At 71.1% G+C, this 23,955-nt stretch carries 22 protein-coding genes and 1 pseudogene; 17 read left to right on the top strand and 6 right to left on the bottom strand.

What is annotated here, in order from left to right; translation table 11 throughout:
* Positions 1-52: 52 nt before the first annotated feature.
* The 3 genes from KIS93_RS49210 to KIS93_RS49200 are packed head-to-tail and all read left to right on the top strand — an operon-like array spanning position 53 to position 2,993.
* Entirely contained in the window at positions 53-1,300 is a 1,248-nt protein-coding gene (locus KIS93_RS49210) for an extracellular solute-binding protein (RefSeq protein ID WP_080042159.1), read from the top strand.
* The gene (locus KIS93_RS49205) at positions 1,300-2,178 is read left to right on the top strand and encodes a carbohydrate ABC transporter permease (protein WP_080042158.1); all 879 of its coding nucleotides are present in this window, start codon (positions 1,300-1,302) and stop codon (positions 2,176-2,178) included. Before KIS93_RS49210 ends, KIS93_RS49205 begins: the two co-directional genes overlap by 1 nt.
* A complete protein-coding gene (locus KIS93_RS49200) occupies positions 2,175-2,993 on the top strand; it encodes a carbohydrate ABC transporter permease (protein ID WP_080042157.1) in 819 nt (272 codons plus the stop codon). The genes KIS93_RS49205 and KIS93_RS49200 overlap by 4 nt, the downstream gene beginning before the upstream one ends.
* A 15-nt stretch (positions 2,994-3,008) precedes the next feature.
* On the opposite strand, the gene KIS93_RS49195 is transcribed toward KIS93_RS49200, so the two are convergent.
* Together KIS93_RS49195 and KIS93_RS49190 are read right to left on the bottom strand one after the other, a co-directional pair.
* Positions 3,009-3,485, bottom strand: a complete 477-nt coding sequence (locus KIS93_RS49195) for a GntR family transcriptional regulator (RefSeq protein ID WP_186404865.1) — start codon at positions 3,483-3,485, stop codon at positions 3,009-3,011.
* Between the two features lie 223 nt (positions 3,486-3,708).
* Complete coding sequence (locus tag KIS93_RS49190; protein WP_186404864.1) at positions 3,709-4,776, bottom strand: N-acetylglucosamine kinase; 1,068 nt, start codon at positions 4,774-4,776, stop codon at positions 3,709-3,711.
* Between the two features lie 79 nt (positions 4,777-4,855).
* Here KIS93_RS49190 and KIS93_RS49185 point away from each other — a divergent pair, with 79 nt between their 5' ends.
* The 8 genes from KIS93_RS49185 to KIS93_RS49150 all read left to right on the top strand — a co-directional run bounded on the left by KIS93_RS49185 (position 4,856) and on the right by KIS93_RS49150 (position 13,318).
* Positions 4,856-5,728, top strand: a complete 873-nt coding sequence (locus KIS93_RS49185; protein ID WP_080047157.1) for a MurR/RpiR family transcriptional regulator — start codon at positions 4,856-4,858, stop codon at positions 5,726-5,728.
* Positions 5,725-6,459 (top strand): sugar isomerase domain-containing protein, encoded by a 735-nt coding sequence (locus KIS93_RS49180; protein ID WP_080042154.1) that lies wholly within the window; start codon positions 5,725-5,727, stop codon positions 6,457-6,459. Before KIS93_RS49185 ends, KIS93_RS49180 begins: the two co-directional genes overlap by 4 nt.
* A 19-nt stretch (positions 6,460-6,478) precedes the next feature.
* Complete coding sequence (gene ngcE / locus KIS93_RS49175) at positions 6,479-7,888, top strand: N-acetylglucosamine/diacetylchitobiose ABC transporter substrate-binding protein (RefSeq protein ID WP_080042153.1); 1,410 nt, start codon at positions 6,479-6,481, stop codon at positions 7,886-7,888.
* Positions 7,888-8,799, top strand: coding sequence for a carbohydrate ABC transporter permease (locus KIS93_RS49170; protein WP_080042152.1), 912 nt, complete (start codon positions 7,888-7,890; stop codon positions 8,797-8,799). Before ngcE ends, KIS93_RS49170 begins: the two co-directional genes overlap by 1 nt.
* Positions 8,799-9,716 carry a carbohydrate ABC transporter permease gene (locus tag KIS93_RS49165; RefSeq protein WP_080042151.1) on the top strand — a complete coding sequence of 306 codons (918 nt, stop codon included), beginning with the start codon at positions 8,799-8,801 and terminating at the stop codon, positions 9,714-9,716. Before KIS93_RS49170 ends, KIS93_RS49165 begins: the two co-directional genes overlap by 1 nt.
* A 91-nt stretch (positions 9,717-9,807) precedes the next feature.
* Entirely contained in the window at positions 9,808-10,713 is a 906-nt protein-coding gene (locus KIS93_RS49160; protein WP_186404863.1) for a phosphotransferase family protein, read from the top strand.
* A gap of 445 nt (positions 10,714-11,158) precedes the next feature.
* Positions 11,159-12,646, top strand: coding sequence for an ATP-binding protein (locus tag KIS93_RS49155; RefSeq protein ID WP_222107919.1), 1,488 nt, complete (start codon positions 11,159-11,161; stop codon positions 12,644-12,646).
* Positions 12,647-12,781: 135 nt separating this feature from the next.
* Entirely contained in the window at positions 12,782-13,318 is a 537-nt protein-coding gene (locus KIS93_RS49150) for a GNAT family N-acetyltransferase (RefSeq protein WP_222107918.1), read from the top strand.
* A 3-nt stretch (positions 13,319-13,321) separates the two neighbouring features.
* On the opposite strand, the gene KIS93_RS49145 is transcribed toward KIS93_RS49150, so the two are convergent.
* Positions 13,322-13,768, bottom strand: a complete 447-nt coding sequence (locus KIS93_RS49145; protein ID WP_080042147.1) for a nuclear transport factor 2 family protein — start codon at positions 13,766-13,768, stop codon at positions 13,322-13,324.
* A 95-nt stretch (positions 13,769-13,863) separates the two neighbouring features.
* Between KIS93_RS49145 and KIS93_RS49140 the strand changes: the two genes are divergently transcribed.
* Positions 13,864-14,319 carry a MarR family winged helix-turn-helix transcriptional regulator gene (locus KIS93_RS49140; protein WP_230465517.1) on the top strand — a complete coding sequence of 152 codons (456 nt, stop codon included), beginning with the start codon at positions 13,864-13,866 and terminating at the stop codon, positions 14,317-14,319.
* Between the two features lie 218 nt (positions 14,320-14,537).
* Here the strand turns inward: KIS93_RS49140 and metE are convergent.
* Positions 14,538-16,800: pseudogene (gene metE, locus KIS93_RS49135) on the bottom strand (5-methyltetrahydropteroyltriglutamate--homocysteine S-methyltransferase).
* An 83-nt stretch (positions 16,801-16,883) separates the two neighbouring features.
* Between metE and KIS93_RS49130 the strand changes: the two are divergent.
* A complete protein-coding gene (locus KIS93_RS49130) occupies positions 16,884-17,723 on the top strand; it encodes a LysR family transcriptional regulator (RefSeq protein ID WP_080042144.1) in 840 nt (279 codons plus the stop codon).
* Between the two features lie 74 nt (positions 17,724-17,797).
* Here KIS93_RS49130 and KIS93_RS49125 read toward each other — a convergent pair whose 3' ends face one another.
* Together KIS93_RS49125 and KIS93_RS49120 are read right to left on the bottom strand one after the other, a co-directional pair.
* A complete protein-coding gene (locus tag KIS93_RS49125) occupies positions 17,798-18,478 on the bottom strand; it encodes a DNA alkylation repair protein (RefSeq protein ID WP_080042143.1) in 681 nt (226 codons plus the stop codon).
* Positions 18,475-19,143: a TetR/AcrR family transcriptional regulator gene (locus KIS93_RS49120; RefSeq protein WP_080042142.1), complete on the bottom strand. Its 669-nt coding sequence runs from the start codon at positions 19,141-19,143 to the stop codon at positions 18,475-18,477. The genes KIS93_RS49125 and KIS93_RS49120 overlap by 4 nt, the downstream gene beginning before the upstream one ends.
* 97 nt (positions 19,144-19,240) lie before the next feature.
* Between KIS93_RS49120 and KIS93_RS49115 the strand changes: the two genes are divergently transcribed.
* From KIS93_RS49115 to KIS93_RS49100, 4 genes are read left to right on the top strand one after another with little or no spacing between them, the layout of a single operon-like run.
* The gene (locus KIS93_RS49115; RefSeq protein ID WP_080042141.1) at positions 19,241-20,404 is read left to right on the top strand and encodes an acetyl-CoA C-acetyltransferase; all 1,164 of its coding nucleotides are present in this window, start codon (positions 19,241-19,243) and stop codon (positions 20,402-20,404) included.
* A gap of 4 nt (positions 20,405-20,408) precedes the next feature.
* A complete protein-coding gene (locus tag KIS93_RS49110) occupies positions 20,409-21,773 on the top strand; it encodes an alkaline phosphatase D family protein (RefSeq protein WP_080042140.1) in 1,365 nt (454 codons plus the stop codon).
* Between the two features lie 26 nt (positions 21,774-21,799).
* Complete coding sequence (locus tag KIS93_RS49105) at positions 21,800-23,278, top strand: glycoside hydrolase family 3 protein (protein ID WP_080042139.1); 1,479 nt, start codon at positions 21,800-21,802, stop codon at positions 23,276-23,278.
* Positions 23,279-23,281: 3 nt separating this feature from the next.
* A complete protein-coding gene (locus tag KIS93_RS49100) occupies positions 23,282-23,953 on the top strand; it encodes a pentapeptide repeat-containing protein (RefSeq protein ID WP_080042138.1) in 672 nt (223 codons plus the stop codon).
* Positions 23,954-23,955 lie beyond the last annotated feature (2 nt).

Here is a 23,955-nt window from a genome sequence, read left to right as displayed (position 1 = left end):
CCCCGCGCCCGCCCTCGTGGCGGGCGCGGCACCCCCCGTGAAGAGGAACGCCATGAAACACCGCATCCTGGCCCTGGTGGCCGTGCTGGCGCTGAGCGCGTGCGGCACCCCGGCCGAGGAGCCGAAGGCGAGCGGCCCGGCGAAACTGACCGTCTGGATCATGGACGGCAGCGTCACGCAGGAGCTGCTGAAGAAGTTCGAGACCGCGTACGAGGCGGCGCACCGGGGCATCGACCTCGACATCCAGATCCAGGCGTGGGACGGCATCGGCGAGCGCGTCACCGCGGCCCTGGCCAGCACCGACGCCCCCGACGTGATCGAGGTGGGCAACACGCAGGTCGCCCAGTACTCGGCCAGCGGCGGCGTCACGGACCTGACCGCGAAGGTGGGCGAGCTGAAGGGCGCGGACTGGCTGCCGGGCCTGGCCCAGCCGGGGAACATCGACGGCAAGCAGTACGGGATCCCCTGGTACGCCGCGAACCGGGTGGTGGTCTACAACAAGGACCTGTTCGCGGAGGCGGGCATCAAGGAGCCGCCGAAGACCCGCGACGAATGGCTAGAAATCACGAAAAAGCTCAATAAAGATGGCAATCAGGGCATCTATCTGACCGGTCAGACCTGGTACGCCCTGGCCGGCTTCATCTGGGACGAGGGCGGCGACCTCGCGGTCCAGGAGGGCGGCAAGTGGAAGGGCGCCCTCGACACCCCGCAGGCCCTGGCCGGCATGGACTTCTACAAGCGGCTCCAGGCCCTCGGCAAGGGCCCCAAGGACGCCGACGAGGCGAACCCGCCCCAGCACGAGGTGTTCGCCCAGGGCAAGGTGGCGCAGATCATCGCCGTCCCCGGCATCGCCGCCCGCGTCCTGGAGGTGGACGCGAAGCTCAAGGACAAGATGGGCTTCTTCCCCATCCCGGGCAAGACGGCCGACAAGCCGGGCACCGTGTTCACCGGCGGCTCCGACCTGATCATCCCGGCTGCCTCCAAGCGGCAGGAGGAGGCGTACGAGCTGGTCAAGGCCCTGGCGGGGGAGCAGTTCCAGACCGAGCTGGCCAAGGCCATGAGCTTCGTGCCGAACCGTACCTCGCTGGCCGGCGTCCTGTCGGGCGAGGAGGGCACCGCCGCCATGGCCAAGGGCGCCGCCAACGGCCGCGCCACCCCCAACACCCCCAACTGGGCCGCCGTCGAGGCCACCTCCGTCATCAAGCAGTACATGACGGCCGTGCTCACCGGCGCCGACCCGGCGGCGGAGGCGCGCAAGGTCTCGGAGTCGATCACCTCGACCCTGAACAGCGGATCCTGATGCGCGGCCGTTCCCCCTGGCCCTACCTGCTCATCGCGCCCACGGTGGCGGGCGGGGCCTTCCTCCTGCTCTATCCGCTGCTCAAAGCGGCGGTCATCTCGTTCCAGCACTTCCGCATGGGAGAGCTGATCAGGGGCGGCGCGGCGTTCGCCGGCCTGGAGAACTACGCCGAGCTGCTGGCGGGCGAGGAGTTCTGGCAGGTGCTGCTGCGCACCCTCGCCTGGACCGCGATCAACGTGGTGCTCATCGTCGTGCTGGCCACGGGGGTCGCGCTGATGCTGCCGCGGCTGCGGCGCGGGCTGCGGCTGGCGCTGATGAGCGCGCTCGCCCTGGCCTGGGCCATGCCGATCATCGCGGCCACCACCGTCTTCCAGTGGTTGTTCCAGTCGGAGCTGGGCGTGGTCAACTGGCTGCTGGTCACGCTCGGTTTCGACTCCTTCCAGGGTTACACCTGGTTCGCGAACGGCACGGCCACCTTCGCCGTGCTCGTCGTCCTCGTCGTGTGGCAGTCCGTCCCGTTCGCCGCGCTCACCCTGTACGCCGGGCTCACGACGATCCCCGTGGAGCTGTTCGAGTCGGCCAGGATCGACGGCGGCACCGGCCGGCAAGTGTTCTGCAGGGTCACCTTCCCCATGCTCAGGCAGCTGTTCGCCCTCGTGGCCGCGCTGGAGGTGATTTGGGTGGCCAAGTGCTTCCCGCAGATCTGGGTGCTCAGCCAGGGCGGCCCCGGCGACGCCACGACCACCCTGCCGGTGTACGCGTTCAAGATCGCCCGGGTGCTGCACCGCTACGACCTCGGCTCGGCGGTCGCCATGCTGACCGTCCTCCTCCTGGCCGTCGCCCTGGTCGCCAACCTGCGCCGGATGGTGCGCTCATGAAGCGGCTCGCGCTGAACGCCACGGCCGTCGCGGTGCTCATCGTCACGATCTTCCCCGTCTACTGGATGTTCCTGACCGCCTTCAAGCCCACCCGCGACATCCAGTCGGACACCCCGACGTTCTGGCCCGCCCACCCCACCCTCGACCACTTCGTCACCGCCGTGAACGCCCCGGGGTTCTGGACCTACTGGCGCAACAGCCTGCTCGTCACCGCGGGCGCCGTGCTGATCGCGCTGGTGGTGGCGCTGATGGCGGCCTTCGCGGTGGCCCGGATGCGCTGGCGGGGGCGCGGCGCGTTCGTGGTGGCGGTCTTCGCCGCGCAGATGGCGCCCTGGGAGGCGCTGCTCGTGCCGGTCTTCATCATCGCCCGCGACACGGACCTGCTGGACTCGCTGGCCATGCTGACCGGCGTCTACTTCATGATCACGCTGCCGTTCACCATCGTGACGCTGCGCGGCTTCCTCGCCGCGATCCCGCCCGAGCTGGAGGAGGCCGCCCAGGTGGACGGGTGCAGCCGGGTCGTGGCCTTCCGCCGCGTCGTCTTCCCGCTGCTGGCGCCCGGCCTGATGGCCACCTCGCTGTTCGGGTTCATCACCGCCTGGAACGAGTTCGCGTTCGTCAACGTGCTGATCATCAAGGATCAGGACAAGCGCACGCTGCCCGTGTGGCTGTCGTCCTTCCGGGACGTCTTCGGCACCGACTGGGGCGCGACCATGGCCGCGGCCAGCCTGTTCGCGCTGCCGGTGCTGCTGCTCTTCCTGTTCCTGCAACGCCACGTCGGGACGGGCATGACGGCGGGCGCGGTCAAAGGCTGACCGCGCCCCCGGGCGTCAGTTCTCGGGCCACGAGTCCTTCTGGGAGACGTAGCTGCCGCGCTGCGCGACCGTGTAGATCCAGCCGCGCTCCCGCAGCAGCGCCATCGCCCGCCGGACGGTCTCGCGCGCCACGCCGTACTGCTTCACCAGCGCGGTCTCGCCCGGGATGGGCCGCCGCGGCTGGTACTTGCCCGCCTTGATCTGCTCCGTGAGATCCGAGGCGATCTGCTGGTACAGCGGCACCTTCCGCTGTTTGCGGGGCGCTCCCGTCGAAGGGCCCACGAAGGCTCCCTCACCCTGGACGGTGTAGATGAGCCCCTCTTCGCGCAGCACGTGCACCGCCCGCCTGGCGGTGGTTCTGGCCACGCCGAACTCCTCCTGGATCTCGGCCTCGCTCGGTATCGGCTCTCCGGCCGGAAGGCCGGCGACCCGCTCCCTGAGGATGGCGGCGATCTGGAGGTAGATGTGGGTGTCCCCTTCGTAGTCGAGCACGTAAGAAACATAGGCCAACGCGGGGCAAGAGCGCTCAAATCGAATCGACTTTTCAGACGAAGCGCCCGCTCCGGCCGGACGAGAACAGACGACCAGTCAAGCCTGCGATCGCCGCCGCAGCCGCCGGACATATCGGAAATGCCTGCTCAGACGGCGGTTCCCGAGATGCGTGGGCCCGGCGGTTCCGGAGATGCGTGGGCCTGGCGGTTCCGGGGATGCGTGCTCAGGTGGCGGCGGTGAAGGCCGCGTGCGCCGACCTGGCCTCAGCGTCCGTGAGGACGGTGCGGGCCGCCAGCCAGGCCGCCGCCCCCGCCGCGTCCCGCGCCGTCAGCACCGTCTCGCCCGCCAGCAGGTCCAGCACGGTCTCCCGTACGGGGCCCGCGCTCGTCAGCACGCTGCCCGCCAGCACCACCGGCCCCGACACGTGCACCCGCCGCAGCGTCGCCACCAACCGGTCGGCGGCCTCGTGCGCGATCTTGACCGCCAGCGGGTCACCGGCCGCCGCGGCCTCGCTGACCAGCGAGGACAGCGCGGCCAGCCGCATGTGGTCGGCCTGCGCCAGGCGGACGATGCGGGCACCGGCGGCACGCGGCGTGGCCGGCCGCTCGGCGCCCAGGAAGTGCTGCCCGACGAGCCGGAAGAGCAGGCCCTCGGCATCGAGCCCGGCCGACGTGCCCGGCTCGATCGCTGCGGCCTCACCCGCCACGGGCTTGATCGGCGCGGCCTCGCCCGATGCGGTCCCGTCCGGCGGCGGGCCGGGGAACAGGGTCGCCACCGGCAGCCCGCGATCCAGCGCGTCGACCAGCGCCTTGGCCGCCCGGCGCCCGATCCAGAACCCGGAGCCGGCGTCCCCGAGCAGCCACCCCATGGCGTCCGCGACCAGGTCCAGCTCATACCCCACGATCCGGGCCGCGGCCGCCCCCGTGCCGGACAGCAGCAGCGACCCGTCGGGTTCGGCGGAGCCGGCGGCGTACGCGATCGGCACGTCGCCCTGGAACCGGGGCGCCCCCTCGATCCCGTGCGCGGCCCACACCTCGGCCAGCGCGGGCACGACCTCGTCGGCGTACCCGGCCACGCCCGCCATCGACGCGACCACGCGCGGCCCGCCGCCGGGCGGGAGCGCGGCCCCCAGAGCCTCGTCGAGGGCCGACAGCGCCTTGCCGAGCCCGTGGGCGGTCGGGTTGCCCGCGCCCGCCCGCGCGTACCCGACGCGGGTGCCCTCCAGCGTGTGGACGGCGACCCGCGTGGAGGTGGCGCCGGCGTCGACACCGACCACTAGCGATTGCGTCACGGTCCGAGTCTGGGGGTTGACGCGACCAAGAAGCAAGAATAATTTTCGCCAGAAGACCGGGTATCCGGAAGGAATATTCGTGACTTCAGGAGCGCTCGCGCGCGTCGAAACGGAACTACCCGGCCTGCCGGAGGCTTTGCGCAGGGTCGGCGAGGTCATTCTCGGAGACCCCGCCGAGGCCGCCCGGTCGACCATCATCGCCCTGGCCGAGCGGGCCGGCAGCTCGCCCGCCACCGTGACCAGGTTCTGCCGGGCCTTCGGGTTCTCCGGCTACGCGGAGCTGCGCGTGGCGCTGGCCACCGAGACGGGCCGGGCGGCGCAGGCCGGCTGGGGCGCGGGCGTCGGGCACGAGATCGGCCCCGACGACCCGCTCGACGCCGCCATCGAGGTCATGGCCGCCGCCGACACCCGGCTCATCCAGGACACCGCCGCCGGGCTCGACCCGGACGCCGTCGCGCAGGTGGCCGACGCCATCGTGGCCGCGCCGCGCGTCCTGCTCGTCGGCGTCTCCACCAGCGGGAACGTCGCGACCATGCTGGAAGGCCGGCTGCGCCGCATCGGCATCCCCGGCTGGAGCGCCGGCGACGCGCACGTGGCGCTGTCGGAGGCGGCGCTGATGAAGGCGGGCGACGTGGCCATCGGCATCAGCCACCGGGGCCGTACCCGCGAGGTCATGGAGGCGCTGGCCGAGGCCGGCAGCCACGGCGCGCTCACCGTCGCCGTCACCTCCTTCGCCCGCTCGCCGCTGGCCGAGCTCGCCGACCTGGTCCTGACCACCGCGAGCAGGGAGACCACGTTCAGGCTGGGCGGGCTCGCGGCCGTGCACTCGCAGCTGTTCGTGCTGGACGCCGTGTACGTGGCGGTCGCCCAGCGCACCTACGAGCGGACGAACGAGGCGTTCGAGCGGACGATCAGCGCCGTGGAGAGCCACCGGGTGGAGAGGGGCCCATGACGTACGCAACCAAGGTCCTGGAGCTGGCCCGCCAGGTCGCGGAGAGCCAGGCCGAGCCGGTCACCCGCGCGGCGGCGCTGTTCGTCGCGGCCATCAGGGCGGGCGGTGTCGTAAACGCTTTCGGCTCCGGCCACTCCGAGGCCATCGCCATGGAGATCGCCGGCCGCGCGGGCGGGCTCGTCCCGAGCAACCGCCTCAGCCCCAGGGACCTCGTCCTGTACGGCGGTCAGCCCCCGAGCGTGCTCACCCCGGAGCTGGAGCGGGACCCGGCCATCGCGCGGCAGATCTACGACCTGGCGCCGGTCGCGCCCGAGGACGTGTTCGTGCTGGTCTCCAGCTCCGGCGTGAACGGCGCGGTCGTCGAGCTGGCCAGGATCGTCAAGGACCAGGGCCACCCGCTGATCGCGATCACCTCGGTCGCGCACAGCACCCGCATGACCTCCCGCCACCCGTCGGGCGGCAAGCTGCTCGACCTCGCCGACGTCGTGCTCGACAACGGCGCGCCGTACGGCGACGCCATCCTCGACCTGCCCGGCGGCGGCAGCTACGGTGCGGTTTCCACGATCACCTCGGCGTTGCTCGCGCAACTCGTGGTCACCGAGGCGGTGGACGCGCTCGTCGCGCTCGGCGAGACGCCTCCCGTCTACCTGTCGGTCAACGTGACCGGCGGCGATGAGCACAACAAAGCCCTGGAGAGCCGCTACGCAGGGCGCATCAGACGCGGAAAATGAAAGGTCAGGAGTAACCATCATGCCTCACACCCCCCATATCAGCAGGCGCGAACTCCTGCGCGGCGCCGCGCTCGTGCCCGTCGCGGGCGCGCTCGCCGCGTGCGCCACGCCGGCGGCGCCGCCCGCCGCCACGAGCTCGGCCGCCCCGGCCGCGACCAGCGCGGCCAACCCGTTCGGCGTCGGCACCAAACCACTCGAGATCTGGATCTTCGACGGCGGCTTCGGCCAGGACTACGCCAAGAACATCCACGAGCCGCTGTTCAAGTCGAAGTACTCCGGCGTCGAGATCAAGCACAACGCCACCAAGGAGATCACCAAGGTCCTGCAGCCGCGCTTCGCCGGCGGCAACCCGCCCGAGGTGATCGACAACTCCGGCGCCAACTTCATGGACTTCGGCGCCCTGTCCCAGGACGGCCAGCTCCAGGACCTCACCCCGCTGCTGGACGCCCCGAGCTGGGACGACCCGAACGTCAAGGTCAGGGACACCATCGACCAGTCCGTCATCGACATCGGCACCTATGACGGCAAGTTCAGCGTCCTCGGCTACGTCAACTACATCCACGGCATCTGGTACTCGCAGAAGGTCTTCCGGGACAACGACTGGCAGATCCCCAAGACCTGGGACGAGTTCCTCGCCCTGTGCGAGACCATCAAGAAGTCCGGCAAGATGGCGCCGTTCACCTACGCCGGCAAGTTCCCCCAATACCTGTACGAGCCGCTGCTCACCATGGCCGCGAAGATCGGCGGCAACGAGGTGCTGGTCAACATCGACAACCTCGAGGACGGCGCCTGGACCACCGAGGCCATGAAGACCGCCGCCGCGGCCTGGGCCGAGGTCGGGGCGAAGTACCTCATGGAGGGCACCACCGGCCTCGACCACGTCCAGACCCAGACCGCCCAGAACAAGTACAAGGTGGCCATGCTGCCCTCCGGCTCCTGGCTGGAGAACGAGCAGAAGACCACCACCCCCGCCGACTTCGAGTACGGCATGTTCCCCATCCCCGACGTCACCGGCTCCGACAAGCTCCCGTACGGCGCCCTGCACACCCAGCCCGGCGAGAACTTCATCGTCTCCGCCAGGAGCGGCCACCCGCAGGCCGGCATGGAGTACCTGCGGGCCATGCTGTCGAAGAAGGCGGCCGGCGACTTCAGCGAGCTCGTCCGCACCCTGACCGTCGTCAAGGGCGCCACCGAGGGCCGCGACATCTCCCCGGGCGTCACCAGCGCCTCCAAGGCGGTCGCCGCCGCCGGCGCGAACGCCGTCTACTACCGGTGGAACAACTGGTACGGCCCCCTGAAGGACGAGGCCGTCGCCGCCACCGGCGAGCTCATGTCCGGCGGCCTGACCGCCGACAAGTACCTCGAACGTCTCCAGAAGAAGGCCGACGAGATCAAGAACGACTCCTCGATCAAGAAGTTCAAGCGCTGATGTTCTTCAACAGGTATCGCCGCGGGCTGTTCATCACCTCGTTCCTGGCAGCCCCGGTGATTCTCTACCTGGTGTACGTGATCGCCCCGTACATCCAGGCGTTCTACATCGCCATGACCGACTGGCGCGGCGTGACGGCCACCCCCAGGTTCATCGGCCTGGACAACTTCGTCCGGCTCTTCAACGACACCGTCTTCTGGAAGGCCGTCACCCACAACGCGGCGCTGCTCGTGCTGCTGCCGCTGATCACGATCGTCATCGCCCTGTTCTTCGCCTTCCTGCTCAACGTCGGCGGGGCGCAGGGCGTGACCGGCATCCGCGGCTCGAAGTTCTACCGGGTCGTGTTCTTCTTCCCGCAGGTGCTGGCCGTCGCCGTGGTGGCGGTGCTGTTCCAGCAGGTGTTCCGGCCCGACGCCAGCGGCATGCTGAACGGCCCCCTCATGGCGCTCGGGCTCGGCCCCGTCGGGTTCCTGTCCGACACCGACATCGCGTTCTGGTCGGTGCTCGGCGTCATGGTGTGGCAGGCGGTCGGCTTCTACGTCGTGCTCTTCTCCGCCGGCCTCGCCTCCATCCCCAAGGACATGTTCGAGGCCGCGCAGATCGACGGCGCCAGCCGCGTCAGCCTGTTCTTCCGCATCACGCTGCCGCTGCTCTGGGACACCGTCCAGACCGCCTGGGTCTACCTCGGCATCCTCGCCCTCGACGTGTTCGCCATCGTCTGGGTGATGACCCTCCAACATGGCGGCCCCGACCGCTCCACCACCGTCATGGCCGCCGAGATCTACCGCAACGCCTTCGAGCACTTCCGCTTCGGCTACGCCTCCGCGCTCGGCGTGGTGATGTTCTTCTTCACCGTCGGCTTCGCGATCCTGTCGCTGCGGCTGTCCCGGCGCGAACGAATCGAGTACTGATGACAACGATGATCTCGTGGACGGCCGCGAACTCGCGGAAGATCGCCCGCGACGAACGCAAGCGCCGCCTCGGCCCCCTCGGCGTGCTCACGCACGTGGCCCTGCTCATCTGGACCCTGCTCGTGATGGTCCCGATCCTGTGGACGTTCCTGGCCTCGGTCAAGAGCGAGGACGAGATCTTCGGCGACGCCTGGTCTTTGCCGGCCATGCTGCGCTGGGACAACTTCGCCCGGGCCTGGGAGCAGGCGCACATCGGGCAGTACATGCTCAACAGCGTCATCGTCGTGTCCTTCAGCACCTTCGGGACCATGCTCATCGGGTCGATGGCGGCGTACGTGCTGGCCCGCTACCCCTTCCGCGGCAACCGCGCCATCTACCTGCTGTTCGTCTCCGGCCTGGCCTTCCCCGTCTACCTGGCGCTGACCCCGCTGTTCTTCGTCGTCCAGAACATGGGCACCATCCCCGTGGTCGGCCCGTACATCGGCCTGAACACGCACGCCGGGGTCGTCCTCGTCTACATCGCGTACTCGATGCCCTTCACCATCTTCTTCCTGTCGGCCTTCTTCCGCACCCTGCCGACCGCCGTGGGAGAGGCCGCCATGGTGGACGGCGCCTCCCACACCCGCGTGTTCTTCCAGATCATGCTGCCCATGGCCAGGCCCGGCATCATCAGCATCACGATCTTCAACGTCCTGGGCCAATGGAACCAGTACCAGCTCCCGCTGATCCTCCTCCAGGAACGCGACAAATGGGTGCTCACCATGGGCATCGCCGACATCTCCACCGCCGCCGGCTACGACCAGGACTGGTCCGCCCTGTTCGCCGCCCTCACCCTCGCCATCCTGCCCATGCTGATCGTCTACACCGTCTTCCAACGCCAGATCCAGTCCGGCCTCACTTCGGGAGCGCTCAAGTAGCTCTCAGAGCACTCAAACGGGTCGCACGCTCATACCGCTCGAGTGCTCAAACGGGTCGCATGCCGGACGACTCCGGCTTAGGGTGCGGAATGTGACTGGCGACATCCGCGCGTTGCTGGCCCGCCACTTGCCCGACTACCGGGTACGCACCGTCAACCGGCTCGGCCACGGCCTCGACAACTTCGTGTACGAGGTCAACGACGAGCTGCTCGTACGACGGAGCAGAGTGGCGGACCCGCAGGCCAACCGGCAGGAGGTCGCCCGACTGGCGGCCGTCAGGGAGCTGTCCCCCCTCCCCGTCCCCGAGGTGGTCTTCGCCGACGACGAGACCGGCACCATCGCGTACCGCAAACTCCCCGGCACCCCCCTCAACCACCACCTGCACGACAACCATCAGCCCGGCGACCCCGACCACCCCCACCATCATGGGGTCGGCGGCACCCTGGACCCCGCCCCCCTGGCGGAACAATTGGGCACCTTCCTGAGCGCCATCCACGGAGCCATCCCCGGCACCATGCGCGACCTGGCCCCGCTGGACGTCTACCCCGCCCCGACGCTCCTCCAGGACGCCGCCCTCGACTACCAGGACGTCGCCCCCCACGTCCCGGAGCAACACCGCAGCCTGGTGGAGCACTTCCTGTCGGAAGCCCCACCCGACGAACCCCCGTCCCTCCGCTTCTGCCACAACGACCTGGGCGCCGAACACATCCTGGTGGACCCGCAGACAGGCACGATCACCGGCATCATCGACTGGACGGACGCCGCCATCACCGACCCCGCCCACGACTTCGCCCTGATCTACCGCGACCTCGGCCCCGACCTCTTCACCCGCACCCTGACCCACTACGAGTTCCCGGTGACGAAGCAGGACCGAGCCCGCATCCTCTTCTACGCCCGCTGCGCCCTGATCGAAGACCTGGCGTACGGCTTGAGCACCGGCCCCCGCCACTACGCCGACGCCGCCCTGGCCCACCTCCCCTGGACCTTCACCGACTAACCCCGCCCCCACCCGTTGCCCGATGGGATGGCAGGCCGTCGGGAGCCCACCCCGACCGGTCCTCGCTCCGCGAGGGCGCCCTCCCAGGCGCGCCTTCGACGCGCAAGGTCATCGCAGGGGGCGCTTCGCGCGCGAGGGCTCAGCCGCTCCCCCCAGTCGGGCCAAGCCCCGACCCCTGAAGGTCTTCGCTCCGCTCAGCCGCCCTCCCAGGCGCAGGCTCGCGCCTGCGCAGCTATCGCCCGCCAGAAGCCGCCGAGACACCGGAGCACGCATACCGCAGACGGGCTTTCCTCGTTCCCGGACAACCAGACCACAGCGATGGCACACTGTGACCGTGCAGCCACAACGAGCGAGGTATTTTAATACCACCGGCCCATGCAGCCCGCAACAGCACTACATGCTGCCGCCCACGCAGAGGCTCCCCGCGGCACGGGAGCTCATCGACATGGATCGCTACTTCGTGCTGCACGCGCCCAGGCAAACAGGGAAGACAACCGTGCTGGACACCCTGGCCTCGGAGCTGACCGCCGAAGGTGCCGTCGCCGCCCTGACGGTCTCCTGCGAGCGTGTCAAGGCGGCCGGCGACGACTACGGCGCTGTGGAGTCGCTTCTGCTGGACTCCCTTCGAGAGGCGGTCGATCTGTCGGGCTGGCCGAAGAAGCTGCGACCGCCGCGTTCCTGGCCGCGGGTCACCCCGGGTAGCCGGTTCGGTGCGGCGCTGCGGGAGTGGTGCCGGCGCTGCCCGCGCCGGGTGGTGCTGTTCCTCGATGAGATCGACGCTCTTCAGGGCAACAGCATGGTGAGCATCCTCAGCCAGCTTCGTGACGGCCACAACAAGCGGCACAACGGCTATCCGTTCCCTGCGTCCGTGGTGCTGTGCGGGCTGCGCGACCTGCGTGACTACAAGGTCGCCTCGGGCGGTGGCTCCGAGGGGTCGAACCCGGCCAGCCCGTTCAACATCGTCGCCGAGTCGCTGCGCTTGGGTGACTTCACCGCCGACGAGATCGCCGAGCTGTACGGCCAGCACACCGAGGCGACCGGCCAGGAGTTCACCAAGGAGGCGGTGGAGCGGGTCTTCGAGCTGACGCAGGGACAGCCGTGGCTGGTCAACGCCCTCGCGCGTGAGGTCATCACCAAGATGAGAGTGAGCGGCTCCATCACCGGCGACCACGTGGAAGAGGCCAAGGAACGGTTGATCCGGGCGCGAGCCACCCACCTGGACGCCTTGGCGGCGCGGCTGCGTGAGCCGCGGGTGGAACGGGTGATCGCCCCGATCATGGCGGGAACGTGGCCGCACACGGACACCGCCTTCGACGACGACGTCTCCTATGTCCACGACCTGGGTCTCATCCGGAGCACCAGGGACCTGAAGATCGCCAACCCGATCTACCGTGAAGTGCTGTTCCGGATCCTTGGCGATCGCGCGGAGCGGTTCGTGCGAGCCGATCCGCACAGCTTCGTGCTGCCGGACGGCCGGTTCGACCTGCCGCGCCTGCTGGAGGAGTTCGTGGTGTTCTGGCGCGAGCACGGTGAGGTGCTCATCCGGCAGGAGGGCTACCACGAGGCCGCCTGCCAGATCATCCTCATGGCCTTCCTGCACCGCCTCGTCAACGGCGGCGGCCAGCTCGACCGCGAGTACGCGGCCGGCACCAAGCGCCTGGACGTGCTGGTCCGCTGGCCCTACACCGGCCCCGACGGGGACCGGCTGGTGCAGCGCGAGGCCATGGAGCTGAAAGTCTGGCGAGCGGGCGAGAACGACCCCATGCCCGACGGGCTCGCCCAGCTCGACAGGTACCTGGACCGGCTCACTCTGCCGGCCGGCGTACTGGTGATCTTCGATCGGCGCCCGGAGGCGCCGCCGTGGAAGGAGCGGGGCGGTTTCGAGCAGGCGGCCACGCCGTCCGGCCGGCAGGTCACCGTCCTGCGGGTTTGACGAACGCACATCCGTCTCCTGAACTCGATGGCGACCGCTCCGGCCCGATCCGGGCCAGTCCGGGCCGGGCCGAAAATCGTTCGCGGAGCTTTTGCCTGGTCTGCTTGGCTGCCTGACATGACATCGTCCGCTTGGGTGGGAGAACGGGTACGGCTGCGTGGCAGGGAGCCCGAGGACTGGGAGGCGTTCCACGCCTTCGAGGAGGATTCCGACGCCATCAGGAACGGCTGGCGGCTGGCCCCGCCGACGTCGGTCGCCCGGATGAAGAAGGAGCTGGCCGAGAGCGCCGAGGAGGAGCCGGACCTCGACGAGTTCTCCCTCGTCATCGCGAGCAAGCACGACAACGCGCCGGTCGGGTCGCTCAACACGCACCAGGTGGACCGGGTGCACGGCACCTTCGCGTACGGGATCTCCGTCGGCACCCCGCACCACCGCAAGGGGTACGCCAGCGAGGCGGTCGTGCTGCTCCTGCGGTACATGTTCTTCGAGCGGCGCTTCCAGAAGGCCGAAGCCTGGGTGTACGGCTCGAACGAGGCGTCGCTGGCGCTGCACCGGCGGCTCGGGTTCGTGGAGGAGGGGCGCCGGCGCAGGAGCCACTTCGCCAACGGCCGCTATGACGACGAGGTGCTGTTCGGGATGACGGTCGAGGAGTACACCGAGCGGTACGCCTGAGCGTCAGCGCGGGGGTGCGGCGGCTCGGCGGCTGGTGCCGGTGGACCAGACGGGGGTGCCGTCGACGCGCGACAGGCGCCAGCCTTCGGGGGAGCGGGTCGCCTCGTAGCGGAAACGTTCGCTCAGGGTGTAGCGGGGCTCCGGGACGCTCTGCGGGGTGCTGTCCGGGGTGAAGGTGACGATGACGTCCGCGCGGACGGTGGCGTGGTCGCCGTCCACCTCCACCAGAGGGTTGTGGACGAAGTGCTGGACGCGTTCCTCGGGGGAGTGGTTGCGGGCGGCCTGGGCCACGACGGCGTCGCGTCCGGTGGCGACGCCGCCGGGGGTGCGCACGCTGATCTCGTCCGCGAAGAGGGCGGGCAGGTCGGTGAAGCGGCCCTCGTCCATGCACGCGTAGAGCCGGTAGATGAGCGCGGTGACGTCCGTGCGGTCGTCGGTGGTGGTGGGCATGACTCTCTCCCGTGTCGTTGGTCGGGCCAATGTTCGCTCGACTAACGATAAAAGAGATTGTTGGTTGCGCCAATGGGGTTGGTACGGTGGGGCGCGTGGAGAAACCCGAGGACCCGATCCCGCAGCGGCTGCGCGTCCTGCCCAGCCGGTTGATCAACCAGGTCGCCATGTCCGCCAACCGGCTCGTCGACCAGGCGCTCGCCGAGACGGGGTCGCGCCGCTACCACTACGCGCTGCTGGCGGCGCTGGAGGAGTTCGGGCCGGCGAGCCAGGCGGCGCTGGGGCGGCGCACCGGCATCGACCGCAGTGACATCGTGGCCACCGTGAACGAGCTGGCCGAGCGCGAGTTCGTCGAACGCAACCCCGACCCCGGCGACCGGCGGCGCAACATCATCACGGTCACGCCGGCGGGCGTCCAGTGGCTCAAGGAGCTCGACCGGTTGCTGTCCCAGGCGCAGGACGAGCTGCTCACGCCTCTGTCCTCGGCCGAACGCGAGCAGCTCATCGCCCTGCTCACGAGGATCGCCGACCGCCACTCCGCCTCGCACTGAGCCTTCCTTCCCCTGCGCGGATGAAGGTGGGGTGGCGGTGCCGCTCGTGGGTGGAGGCGCGGCCGCGACCCGGGGCCCACGGGCGAAGGTGGGAGGCGGGGTCGTGGCTCCGACTCCCGGGCGATGGTGGGAGGCGGGGGCGTGGCTCCGGCTCTCGGGCGATGGTGGGAGGCGGGCCGGGTGCCCGGTGTGTGGCGGGCACCCGGAGGGAGAGGTGGTCAGGCGCCGAGTGTGGTGCGGAGGTGGCGGGTGGCGGTGACCACGTTCGCCAGTGACGCCTCGACCTCCTCGTACGTGCGCGTCTTCAGCCCGCAGTCCGGGTTCACCCACACCCGCTCCACCGGCAACGCCGCAAGGGTCCGGCGCAGCAGCGACTCCACTTCCTCGGCGGACGGCACCCGGGGCGAGTGGATGTCGTAGACGCCGGGCCCGAGGCCGCGTCCGAACGTCGACACCGCGCCCAGGATGCGGGCCCCGAGCGGGCGGATTCGATGGTGGTGACGTCGGCGTCGAGGCCGTCGATGGCGGCGAGGATCTGGTCGGCGTCCGAGTAGCACAGGTGCGTGTGGATCTGCGTCCGGTCGCCGGCTCCGGACGTGGCCCGCCGGTACGCGGCCACCGCCCACTCCAGGTAGGCGGCCTGGTCGGCGCGGCGCAGGGGGAGCAGCTCGCGCAGGGCGGGCTCGTCCACCTGGATGATCGACACCCCGGCCGCCTCCAGGTCCCGCACCTCCTGCCTGATGGCGTCGGCGACCTGGAACACGACGTCCCGCAGCGGCAGGTCGTCGCGGACGAACGACCAGGCGACGATGGTGACGGGCCCGGTGAGCATGCCCTTGACCGGCTGGGACGTGAGCGACTGGGCGTAGCGGGCCCACCGGACGGTGATCGGCTCGGGACGGCTCACGTCGCCGTGCAGGATCGGCGGCCGGGTGCAGCGCGATCCGTACGACTGCACCCAGCCGTTCCTGGTGACGGCGAACCCGTCGAGGTGCTCGGCGAAGTACTGCACCATGTCGTTGCGCTCGGGCTCCCCGTGGACGAGCACGTCGAGCCCGAGCCGTTCCTGGAGCCGGATCACCCGCTCGATCTCGGTCTCGACCCGCCGCTCGTAGTCCGCCTGCGACAGCGTGCCTGCGGCCACCGCGGCGCGGGCCGCGCGCAGCTCGCCGGTCTGCGGGAACGAGCCGATCGTGGTGGTCGGCAGCGGGGGCAACCGCAGGTGCTCGGCCTGAGCGGCGGCCCGCACGGGGTACGGGGAACGCTCCCCAGCGGGCTTCACGGCCTCGGCCGACGCCGGCCCCGGCTCCGGTAGTAGGGCCACGGACGGCTCGTCGTCCCAGGACAGCTCCACGGACGGTTCGTCGTCGTCCCAGAGCAGCGCGCCGGACACGGGGCCATCTGCGGACGTCCCGGCCGGCGTGCCGGGGGCCGCGCCGCGGGCATGAGCCTCGGCCAGGGCGACGACCTCGGCCACCTTCTCCTCCGCGAACGCCAGCCGCCCCCGCAGCCCCGCCTCCAGCTCCGGCTCGTCGGCCAGGGTGTAGGGCACGTGCAGCAGCGAGCACGACGTACTGACCACGACCTGCGCAGCTTGAAGTGCACCCAGCAGGCTCAAAGCCCGCCCGGGGGAGGTCCGCCACACGTCGCGTCCCGACACGACGCCCGCGACCACGATCTTCCCGGTGAGGTCGGCGGCGGGCAGGCCGCCGCGTACGAGGTCGAGGCCGATGGCCTCGACCGGCGTGCCGGCCAGGACGGGCAGCGACTCCCCGAGCTCGCCGAAGTAGGAGGCCACGAACAGGCCGGGCCGCGACGGGACGGCCCCAGCCGCTCGTAGGCGGTGCGGACCGCGGCCAGCTCCTCCGGGGCCCGGTCGCCGACGAGGGCGGGCTCGTCGAGCTGCACCCAGGCGACCCCCTCGGCGGCCAGCGCGACGAGCAGCTCCTCGTAGCAGCCGAGCACGTCCTCAAGGCGCTCCAGCGCCGACCCGAGCAGCAGGAACGTCACCGGCCCCACGATCACCGGCCGCGTCTCGAAGCCCAGCGCCCGCGCCTCCCGCACCTCGCCCAGCACCTTGCTCGCGTCGAGCTTGAACACGGTGCCGGGCTCGATCTCGGGCACGATGTAGTGGTAGTTCGTGTCGAACCACTTCGTCATCCGCAGCGGCGCGAGCCCTTCGGTGCCCCTGGCCATCGCGAAGTAGGGGTCGGCGGCGTCCCGGTAGCGTTCGGGCACGGCGCCGAGCAGCACGGCCGTGTCGAGCACCTGGTCGTACAGGGAGAACGTGTTCGACGGCAGCCCGTGCAGCCCGAGCTCGGCCAGCCGGCGCCAGGTCCGCTCCCGCAGCTCGGCGCCGGCCCGGTCGAGGTCGGCGCGGGTGGAGCGCCCGCTCCAGTACGACTCCAGCGCCCGCTTCAGCTCCCGCCGGGGCCCGATGCGCGGGTAGCCCAGCACGGTGGACGGGGGAAAGGTGGACATCTCTTCAGCTCCCTCGATCTGGATCAGGTCGCTCGATCGTGCCGACTGCCCGCCGGGTCGTGCACCATGGATTGGTGCTGCTTATGCTCAGGGAGATCCACTGCTTCACGAAGGTCGCGGAACGGCTCAGCTTCTCGGCCGCCGCCGCCGACCTGGGGATGTCCCAGCCCGCGATGAGCCAGGCCATCACCCGTCTCGAACGCGCCACGGGGTCCAGGATGTTCGAGCGTTCGGCCCGCGAGGTGCGGCTCACGGCGGAGGGCAAGGCGCTGCTCGCGTACGCGGAGCAGGTGATCGAGTCGGTGCGGGCGTTCGAGGTGGAGGCGGCGCGGCTGGCCCGGCCGACCATTCACCTGGCTTATCCACCGCTCGTGGGGACGCTGGCGGCGCGGATCGTGCGGCGGCTGGCGGGGCGCTCGCCGGCGATCGGGGTGGAGCTGCGCGCGGCCGGGCGGAGCGCGGCGGCGCGGGCGCTCGCGGACGGCGAGGTGTCGGCGGCGATCCTGGCCACGCCGGCGCCGGCGCCGTTCGTCACGGCGGCCAGGTTCCACGTCACGGTCGACCATCTGGCGGTGCCCGCCGGGCACCGGCTGGAGTCGCGGCCCAAGGTGACGGCGGACGAGCTGGGCGGCCACGTGCTGCTCACGCCGGGCACCCGGCCGTGGCCGGGGCTGCCGGGCCGCTCCCGGCTGGTGGCCGACGACGACTTCGCCGCCGCGCTCGACCTGGTGGCGGCGGGCGCGGGCCTGCTGCCCATCCCGCAGCTCCTGGTCAGGACCGTGCGCCGGGACGACGTGCGGTTCGTGCCGCTGGAGGCGGGGGACCTGCGGATCACGTACGCGCTGGCGTGGTCGAGGGAGCGGGTCACCCCGGAGCTGATGGCCCTGGTGCAGGCCGTCCAGGACGCCCTGTGGACCAGGTGACGGCCTGCACGGCAGCCCAGGCGATGGCTCAGGTAGCGGCCGGGCGACGGCTCAGGTAGCGGCCGGGCGACGGCTCAGGTGACCGGCAGGTTCTTCAGAGCCTCGCGCCGGCTGAGCCCCGAGATGCCCTTCGCCTTGACGTAGCGGATCACCTCGCCCGGGTTGACCTTGGCGTATTCGCGTAAGGCCCACCCGATGGCCTTGCGGGCGAAGAAGTCGTTGTCGGACAGGCTCGGCTCGATGCACGCGTACAGCAGCGCCGTGTCGGTGCGGGACTTGAACCGGTTCTGGCACAGGATGGCGGTGCGCCGCTTCCACAGGTCGGCGTCGTGCGCCCACTCCAGCATGAGCGGGCGCATCGAGTCGGGGTAGGCGGCCAGCAGCCCGCCGACGCGGTGGGTGGCCAGCTCGTCGACGAGGTCCCACCAGGCGCCGGAGACGATCATCTCCTCGTACATGGGGACCGTGTAGAGGGTCTGGTACTCGCGGTAGAGGTGGTAGCCGGACAGCTCGATGGCGGCGTAGCGCTCCTCGCGGTATTCGGCCTCCCGCCAGAGCGTCAGGACGGCGCGCCGCCACTCGGGGGCGCTGTCGAGCCGGTGCTCGGCGAAGACCCGCCGCAGCGCCGCCCGCCTGGGCACGGCCTGCACGCCCAGGAACGGCATCGACGACTTCATGTAGGCCCGCATCGCCTCGGCCTTGCCGGGCTCGGCCGCGTCCTGCAGTGCCAGGCGCACCGCCTTGCCGAGGCTCATCCCTTTTGGGTGGTGCGCTCGCCTGTCGCGAGGCCGTCGAAGAGCACCGTGATGTAGTGCTCGGCCAGCGCCGTGGTGTTGAGCCGGCCGCCGGGGCGGAACCAGCGCACGGCCACCCAGATGGTGTCGCGGATCATCCGGTAGGTGAGCTTGGGGTCGACGTCGGACCTGAACAGCCCGGCGGCCTGGCCGGCCTTGATCTGCGACACCCAGATCTGCTCGACCTCGTCTTCGGCCTTGACGAGGTAGTTGAAGCGCTCGAACTGGCGCAGGTAGTTCCAGTCGTTCTGCATGACGGTGATCGCGGCGCGGTGCGGCTCGAGCGTGCCGAAGCCGATGCGGACCATCTCCGACAGCACCTCGCGGGCGTTGGAACCCGAGTCGAGGGCGGCGCGGTAGCGCGCGATGAGGTCGTCGAGGAAGGTGGACAGCACCTCGTCGACGATCGTCTCCTTGGAGTCGAAGTGGTGGTAGAGACTTCCGGAGAGGATTCCTGCCTCGTCGGCGATCTCGCGTACTGTCGTGGCTTGGAAGCCCTTGCGCGCGAAGAGCTCCGCGGCGAGCTTGACGAGGTGGTCACGGCGCTCGGACGCCGACCCCGACGAGGTCGTACGCTGGCGCTTCGCCGGGGTGGTGGTCGTGCCGGAGTTCTTTCGCGTGGTCACGTTCCCATTATGGGCCCTGAGACAATCGCTTGTTCGCCTAACCGGCCCAGCTCATGCGGCGTTCCTGCGTAGACCAAGCGCTTGCTACGATGCGAGGATGAGCGAGGCGTACATCGTCGGCGCCGTCCGCACCCCCATCGGGCGCAGGAACGGCGGCCTGGCCGGAGCCCACCCCGCCGACCTCGGCGCGCACGTGCTCAAGGAGCTGATGTTCCGGGCCGACGCCGACCCCTCCGCCGTCGAGGACGTGATCTTCGGCTGCGTGGACACGATCGGCCCGCAGGCGGGGGACGTCGCCCGTACGTGCTGGCTGGCCGCCGGGCTGCCGGAGGAGGTGCCCGGCGTGACCATCGACCGCCAGTGCGGCTCCTCGCAGCAGGCGCTGCACTTCGCCGCGCAGGCCGTGCTGTCGGGCACGAACGACCTGGTCGTGGCCGGGGGCGTGCAGAACATGAGCATGATCCCCATCTCCGCGGCGATGCTCGCGGGCCGCCCGCTCGGCCACGACAGCCCCTTCTCGGGCTCCAAGGGCTGGACCGAGCGGTACGGCACGCGGGAGGTCTCCCAGTTCACCGGCGCCGAGATGATCGCCGCCCGGTGGGGCATCTCGCGCGAGGAGATGGAGGCGTACGCGTACGAGTCGCACCGCAGGGCGCTGCACGCCATCGACGCCGGGCACTTCCGCCGCGAGATCGCCCCGTACGAGGGCGTCACCACCGACGAGGGCCCGCGCAGGGACACCACGCGCGCCCGGATGGCCGCGCTCAAGCCGCTCACCGACGGCGGCACGCTGACCGCCGCCCTGGCCTCCCAGATCTCCGACGGCGCCGCCGCCCTGCTCATCGCCTCGCCGCGGGCCGTCCGCGAGCACGGCCTGACTCCGCGCGCCCGCGTGCACCACCTGTCGGTACGCGGCGACGACCCGATCATGATGCTCTCGGCCCCGATCCCCGCGACCGTGCACGCGCTCGGCATGACCGGCCTGTCCATCGGGGACTTCGACGCCATCGAGATCAACGAGGCGTTCGCCCCGGTGGTGCTGGCCTGGATCAAGGAGACGGGCGCGGACCCGGCCAGGGTCAACCCGAACGGCGGCGCCATCGCCCTCGGCCACCCGCTCGGCGCGACCGGCGCCGTGCTGGCCGTCAAGCTGCTGCACGAGCTGGAGCGCACCGGCGGCAGGTACGGCCTGCAGACCATGTGCGAGGGCGGAGGACAGGCGAACGTCACCATCATCGAGCGCCTGGCTCCCGCACCATGAAGGTATGGCGAACCCGTTCACCCTCGGCGTCGCCTCCGGCGAGCCCCTGCCCGACGGCGTGGTGCTCTGGACGCGATTAGCAGTCGACCCGCTCGGCGCCGACCCCCGGCGGCCGGGCGGCATGGCCCCCAGGTCCGTGGAGGTGAGCTGGCAGCTCGCCGAGGACGAGCGGTTCACGCAGGGCCTGCGTCACGGCACCGCCCAGGCGCTGCCGGTCTGGGCGCACAGCGTGCACGTCAGGGTCGCCGGGCTGAAGGCGGGCACCGACTACTTCTACCGGTTCAAGGCCGGCGGCCGGCAGAGCGCGGTGGGGCGCACCAGGACGGCTGACGACCCGGCCTCGACGCGGCCCGTGCGGTTCGCGGTGGCCAACTGCCAGCGTTACGAGCACGGCTTCTACACCGCCTACCGGCATCTGGCGGACGAGCGGCCCGACGTCGTCCTGCACGTGGGGGACTACATCTACGAGTCGCGCCAGTCGGCCACGGTGGTGCGCGCGCTCGGGCCGCTGCCGGGTGAGGCGAGCCGGCTGCACGAGTACCGCCAGCGCTACGCCCGCTACAAGACCGACCCGGACCTCCAGGCCGCGCACGCCGCCGCGCCGTGGGTGCCGACGTGGGACGACCACGAGGTGCTCGACAACTACCGGGGCCGGGGGGACGGGTCGGCGGCGTTCCTGCGCCGCAGGGGCGCGGCGTACCAGGCGTACTACGAGAACCAGCCGATCAGGGTGCGGCCCGAGGACGGGAACCTGCAGATGTATCGCAGGCGTACGTACGGGACGGTCGCGGACTTCCTGGTGCTGGACGCGCGCCAGCACCGCGACGCCGTTACCATGCTCGGGGCCGCGCAGGAGCAGTGGCTGCTGTCGCGCCTGGTCACCAGCCCCGTGCGGTGGCGGGTGCTGGTGCAGCCGCTGTTCTTCGCCCGCCGTTTCGTGCCGGGGCCCGCCCCGAACCTGCGCGCCGACTCCTGGGACGGCCATCCGGCGCAGCGGGCGCGCATCCTGGGGGTGCACGCGCCGGGGCTGGTCGTCTTCAGCGGGGACGTGCACAACGCCTGGGCGGGGGAGCTGAAGGCGGACTTCCTGGATCCCGGCTCGGCCACGGTGGGCGTCGAGTTCGTGGGCAGCGCGATCACCAGCCGGCCTCCGGAGACGGACGGGCCCGCCGTGCTGGCGGCCAATCCGCACCTGCGCTTCTTCGACGACCGGCGCGGTTACCTGTCGTGCACGGCGAGCCTGGAGGAGTTGCGGGTGGCGTTCCGAGGGGTGGACTTCGTGGACCGCGCAGGGGCTCCGGTGCGTACGGTGGGAGAGTTCGTGACCAAAGGGAGCGGGCTGACATCAGAAAATGCCTCTAGCAAATAGGAAACTTTCCTATTAGATTTCGGGTCATGCCCCTGAGCGGTGACCTGCTTCGCCTCGCCGACGCCGTGATCTTTCCCGGCTTCACCGGCCACACCCCGCCCGACTGGCTGCGCCGCCGGCTCGGCGACGGGCTGGCCGGCGTCGTGCTGTTCACGCGCAACATCGCCGGCCCCGGCCAGGTGGCCGAGCTCACCGCCGCGCTGCGCGCCGAGAACCCGTCGGTGCTGGTCGGGATCGACGAGGAGTCCGGCGAGGTGACCCGGCTGGAGGTGGCGACCGGCAGCAGCCGGCCCGGCGCGTACGCGCTGGGCGTCGTGGACGACGTGGCACTCACCGAGTCGCTGGCCAGGGGCCTCGGCAGCGACCTGGCCAGGGCCGGCATCTCGATCGACTTCGCCCCCTCCGCCGACGTCAACTCCAACCCGGACAACCCCGTCATCGGCCTGCGCGCGTTCGGCGCCGACCCGGCGCTCGTCGCCCGGCACGTACGGGCGTTCGTCCGCGGCCTCCAGTCGGCCGGGGTGGCCGCCGGCGCCAAGCACTTCCCCGGGCACGGCGACACCGCCGTGGACTCCCACCACGGCGTGCCCGTCGTCGCCGAGAGCGGCATCGACGACGCGCTGCACCCCTTCCGCGAGGCGATCGACGAGGGGGTCAAGGTCGTCATGACCGGGCACCTCCTCGTGCCGTCGTACGACGCCGAGCGGCCCGCCACGCTCAGCCCCAAGGTGCTGACCGGGCTGCTGCGGGAGGAGCTGGGGTTCGACGGGCTGATCATCACGGACGGCATCGAGATGGCCGCGGTGTCGGGGGCGTACGGGATCGGGGGTGCCTCCGCCCGCGCCATCGCCGCCGGCGCCGACGCCATCTGCGTCGGCGGCGAGCACGCCGACGAGGCCACCGCCGCCGGGATCCGCGACGCGATCGCGGCGGCGGTGACCGAAGGACTGCTGCCCGAGGAGCGCCTGGCCGACGCCGCTCGAAGGGTCCGCGAGCTGGCCGCGTGGGCCGCCTCCTCGGGCAGCCCGGCACCCGCCGACGGCCGCGCCGGCCTGGAGGCGGCCCGCCGGGCCATCCGCGTCACCCGCCGCTCCACCGCGCCCGTCCTGCCGCTCACCGGCGCGCCGTACGTGGTGGAGCTGGCGCCCCTCATGAACCTGGCCATCGACAGGAACACCCCGTGGGGCGTCGGCGCGCCGCTCGCCCGCCTGCTGCCCGGCACCGACGTCACCCGCCTGGAGGCGGGCCAGGCCACGGGGCCGGAGCTGGAGCGCCTCATCGGCCTGGCCGCCGGCCGCCCGCTCGTCGTGGTCGTCAGGGACGTGCACCGCTACGCCTGGCAGACCGCGGCCCTGGAGCACCTGCTCAGCGCCCGCCCCGACACCGTCGTGGTGGAGATGGGCCTGCCCGCCCGCTCCGACCTGGGCGCCGTGCACGTCGCCACGCACGGCTCGGCCGAGGTCTGCGGCCGGGCGGCCGCCGAGGTGCTGACCGGTAGGCTCTAGCGCGTGAACTTCGAGGGCGAGGACCTGTCCCGCAAGGCGCTCGGCGACCGGCTGCCGCCGGGGGAGACGCACGTGTTCCGCGAGTGCGACCTGACCGAGACCGACCTGTGGGGCGCCTCGCTGGCGGGGGCCCGCTTCGAAGGCTGCGTGCTCGACCAGACCGACTTCCGCAAGGCCGACCTCGACGGCGCCGTGTTCGCCGGCGGCGGCGGGATGCGCACCAGGTTCAACGACGCCGACCTCATCGACGCCGCCTTCACCGACGTCGACCTGTCCTCGGCGCAGTTCGCGGGCGCGCTGCTGACCGACGTCTCGTTCACCGGCTGCCGCATGATCGGGGCGGCGCTCACCGGGTCGCGCGGCACCGGCTTCAAGCTGAGCCGCTCCAACCTGACGCTGGCCAACCTCGGCGGCTGCACGCTGCGCAAGGAGCACATCGAGGGCGTGCGCTTCGACGACGCCGACCTGTCGGGCTGCGACTTCACCGAGGCCACGCTGAGCGACTGCCGGCTGCGCGGCACCCGGCTGCTCGGCACGAAGTTCACCAAGGCCGACCTGCGCGGGGCCGACCTGGGGGAGCCCGACGACGCCAAGCTGCGCGCGTTCGCGGGCGCGGTCATCAACCAGGCACAGGCCAACGCCATCCTCGCCGCCCGCGGCATCACGGTCCTGTGAGC

The organism is [Actinomadura] parvosata subsp. kistnae, assembly GCF_900323885.1.
Classification (GTDB): Bacteria; Actinomycetota; Actinomycetes; order Streptosporangiales; family Streptosporangiaceae; genus Nonomuraea; species Nonomuraea composti.
This window is presented reverse-complemented; position numbering and strand designations above follow the sequence as displayed.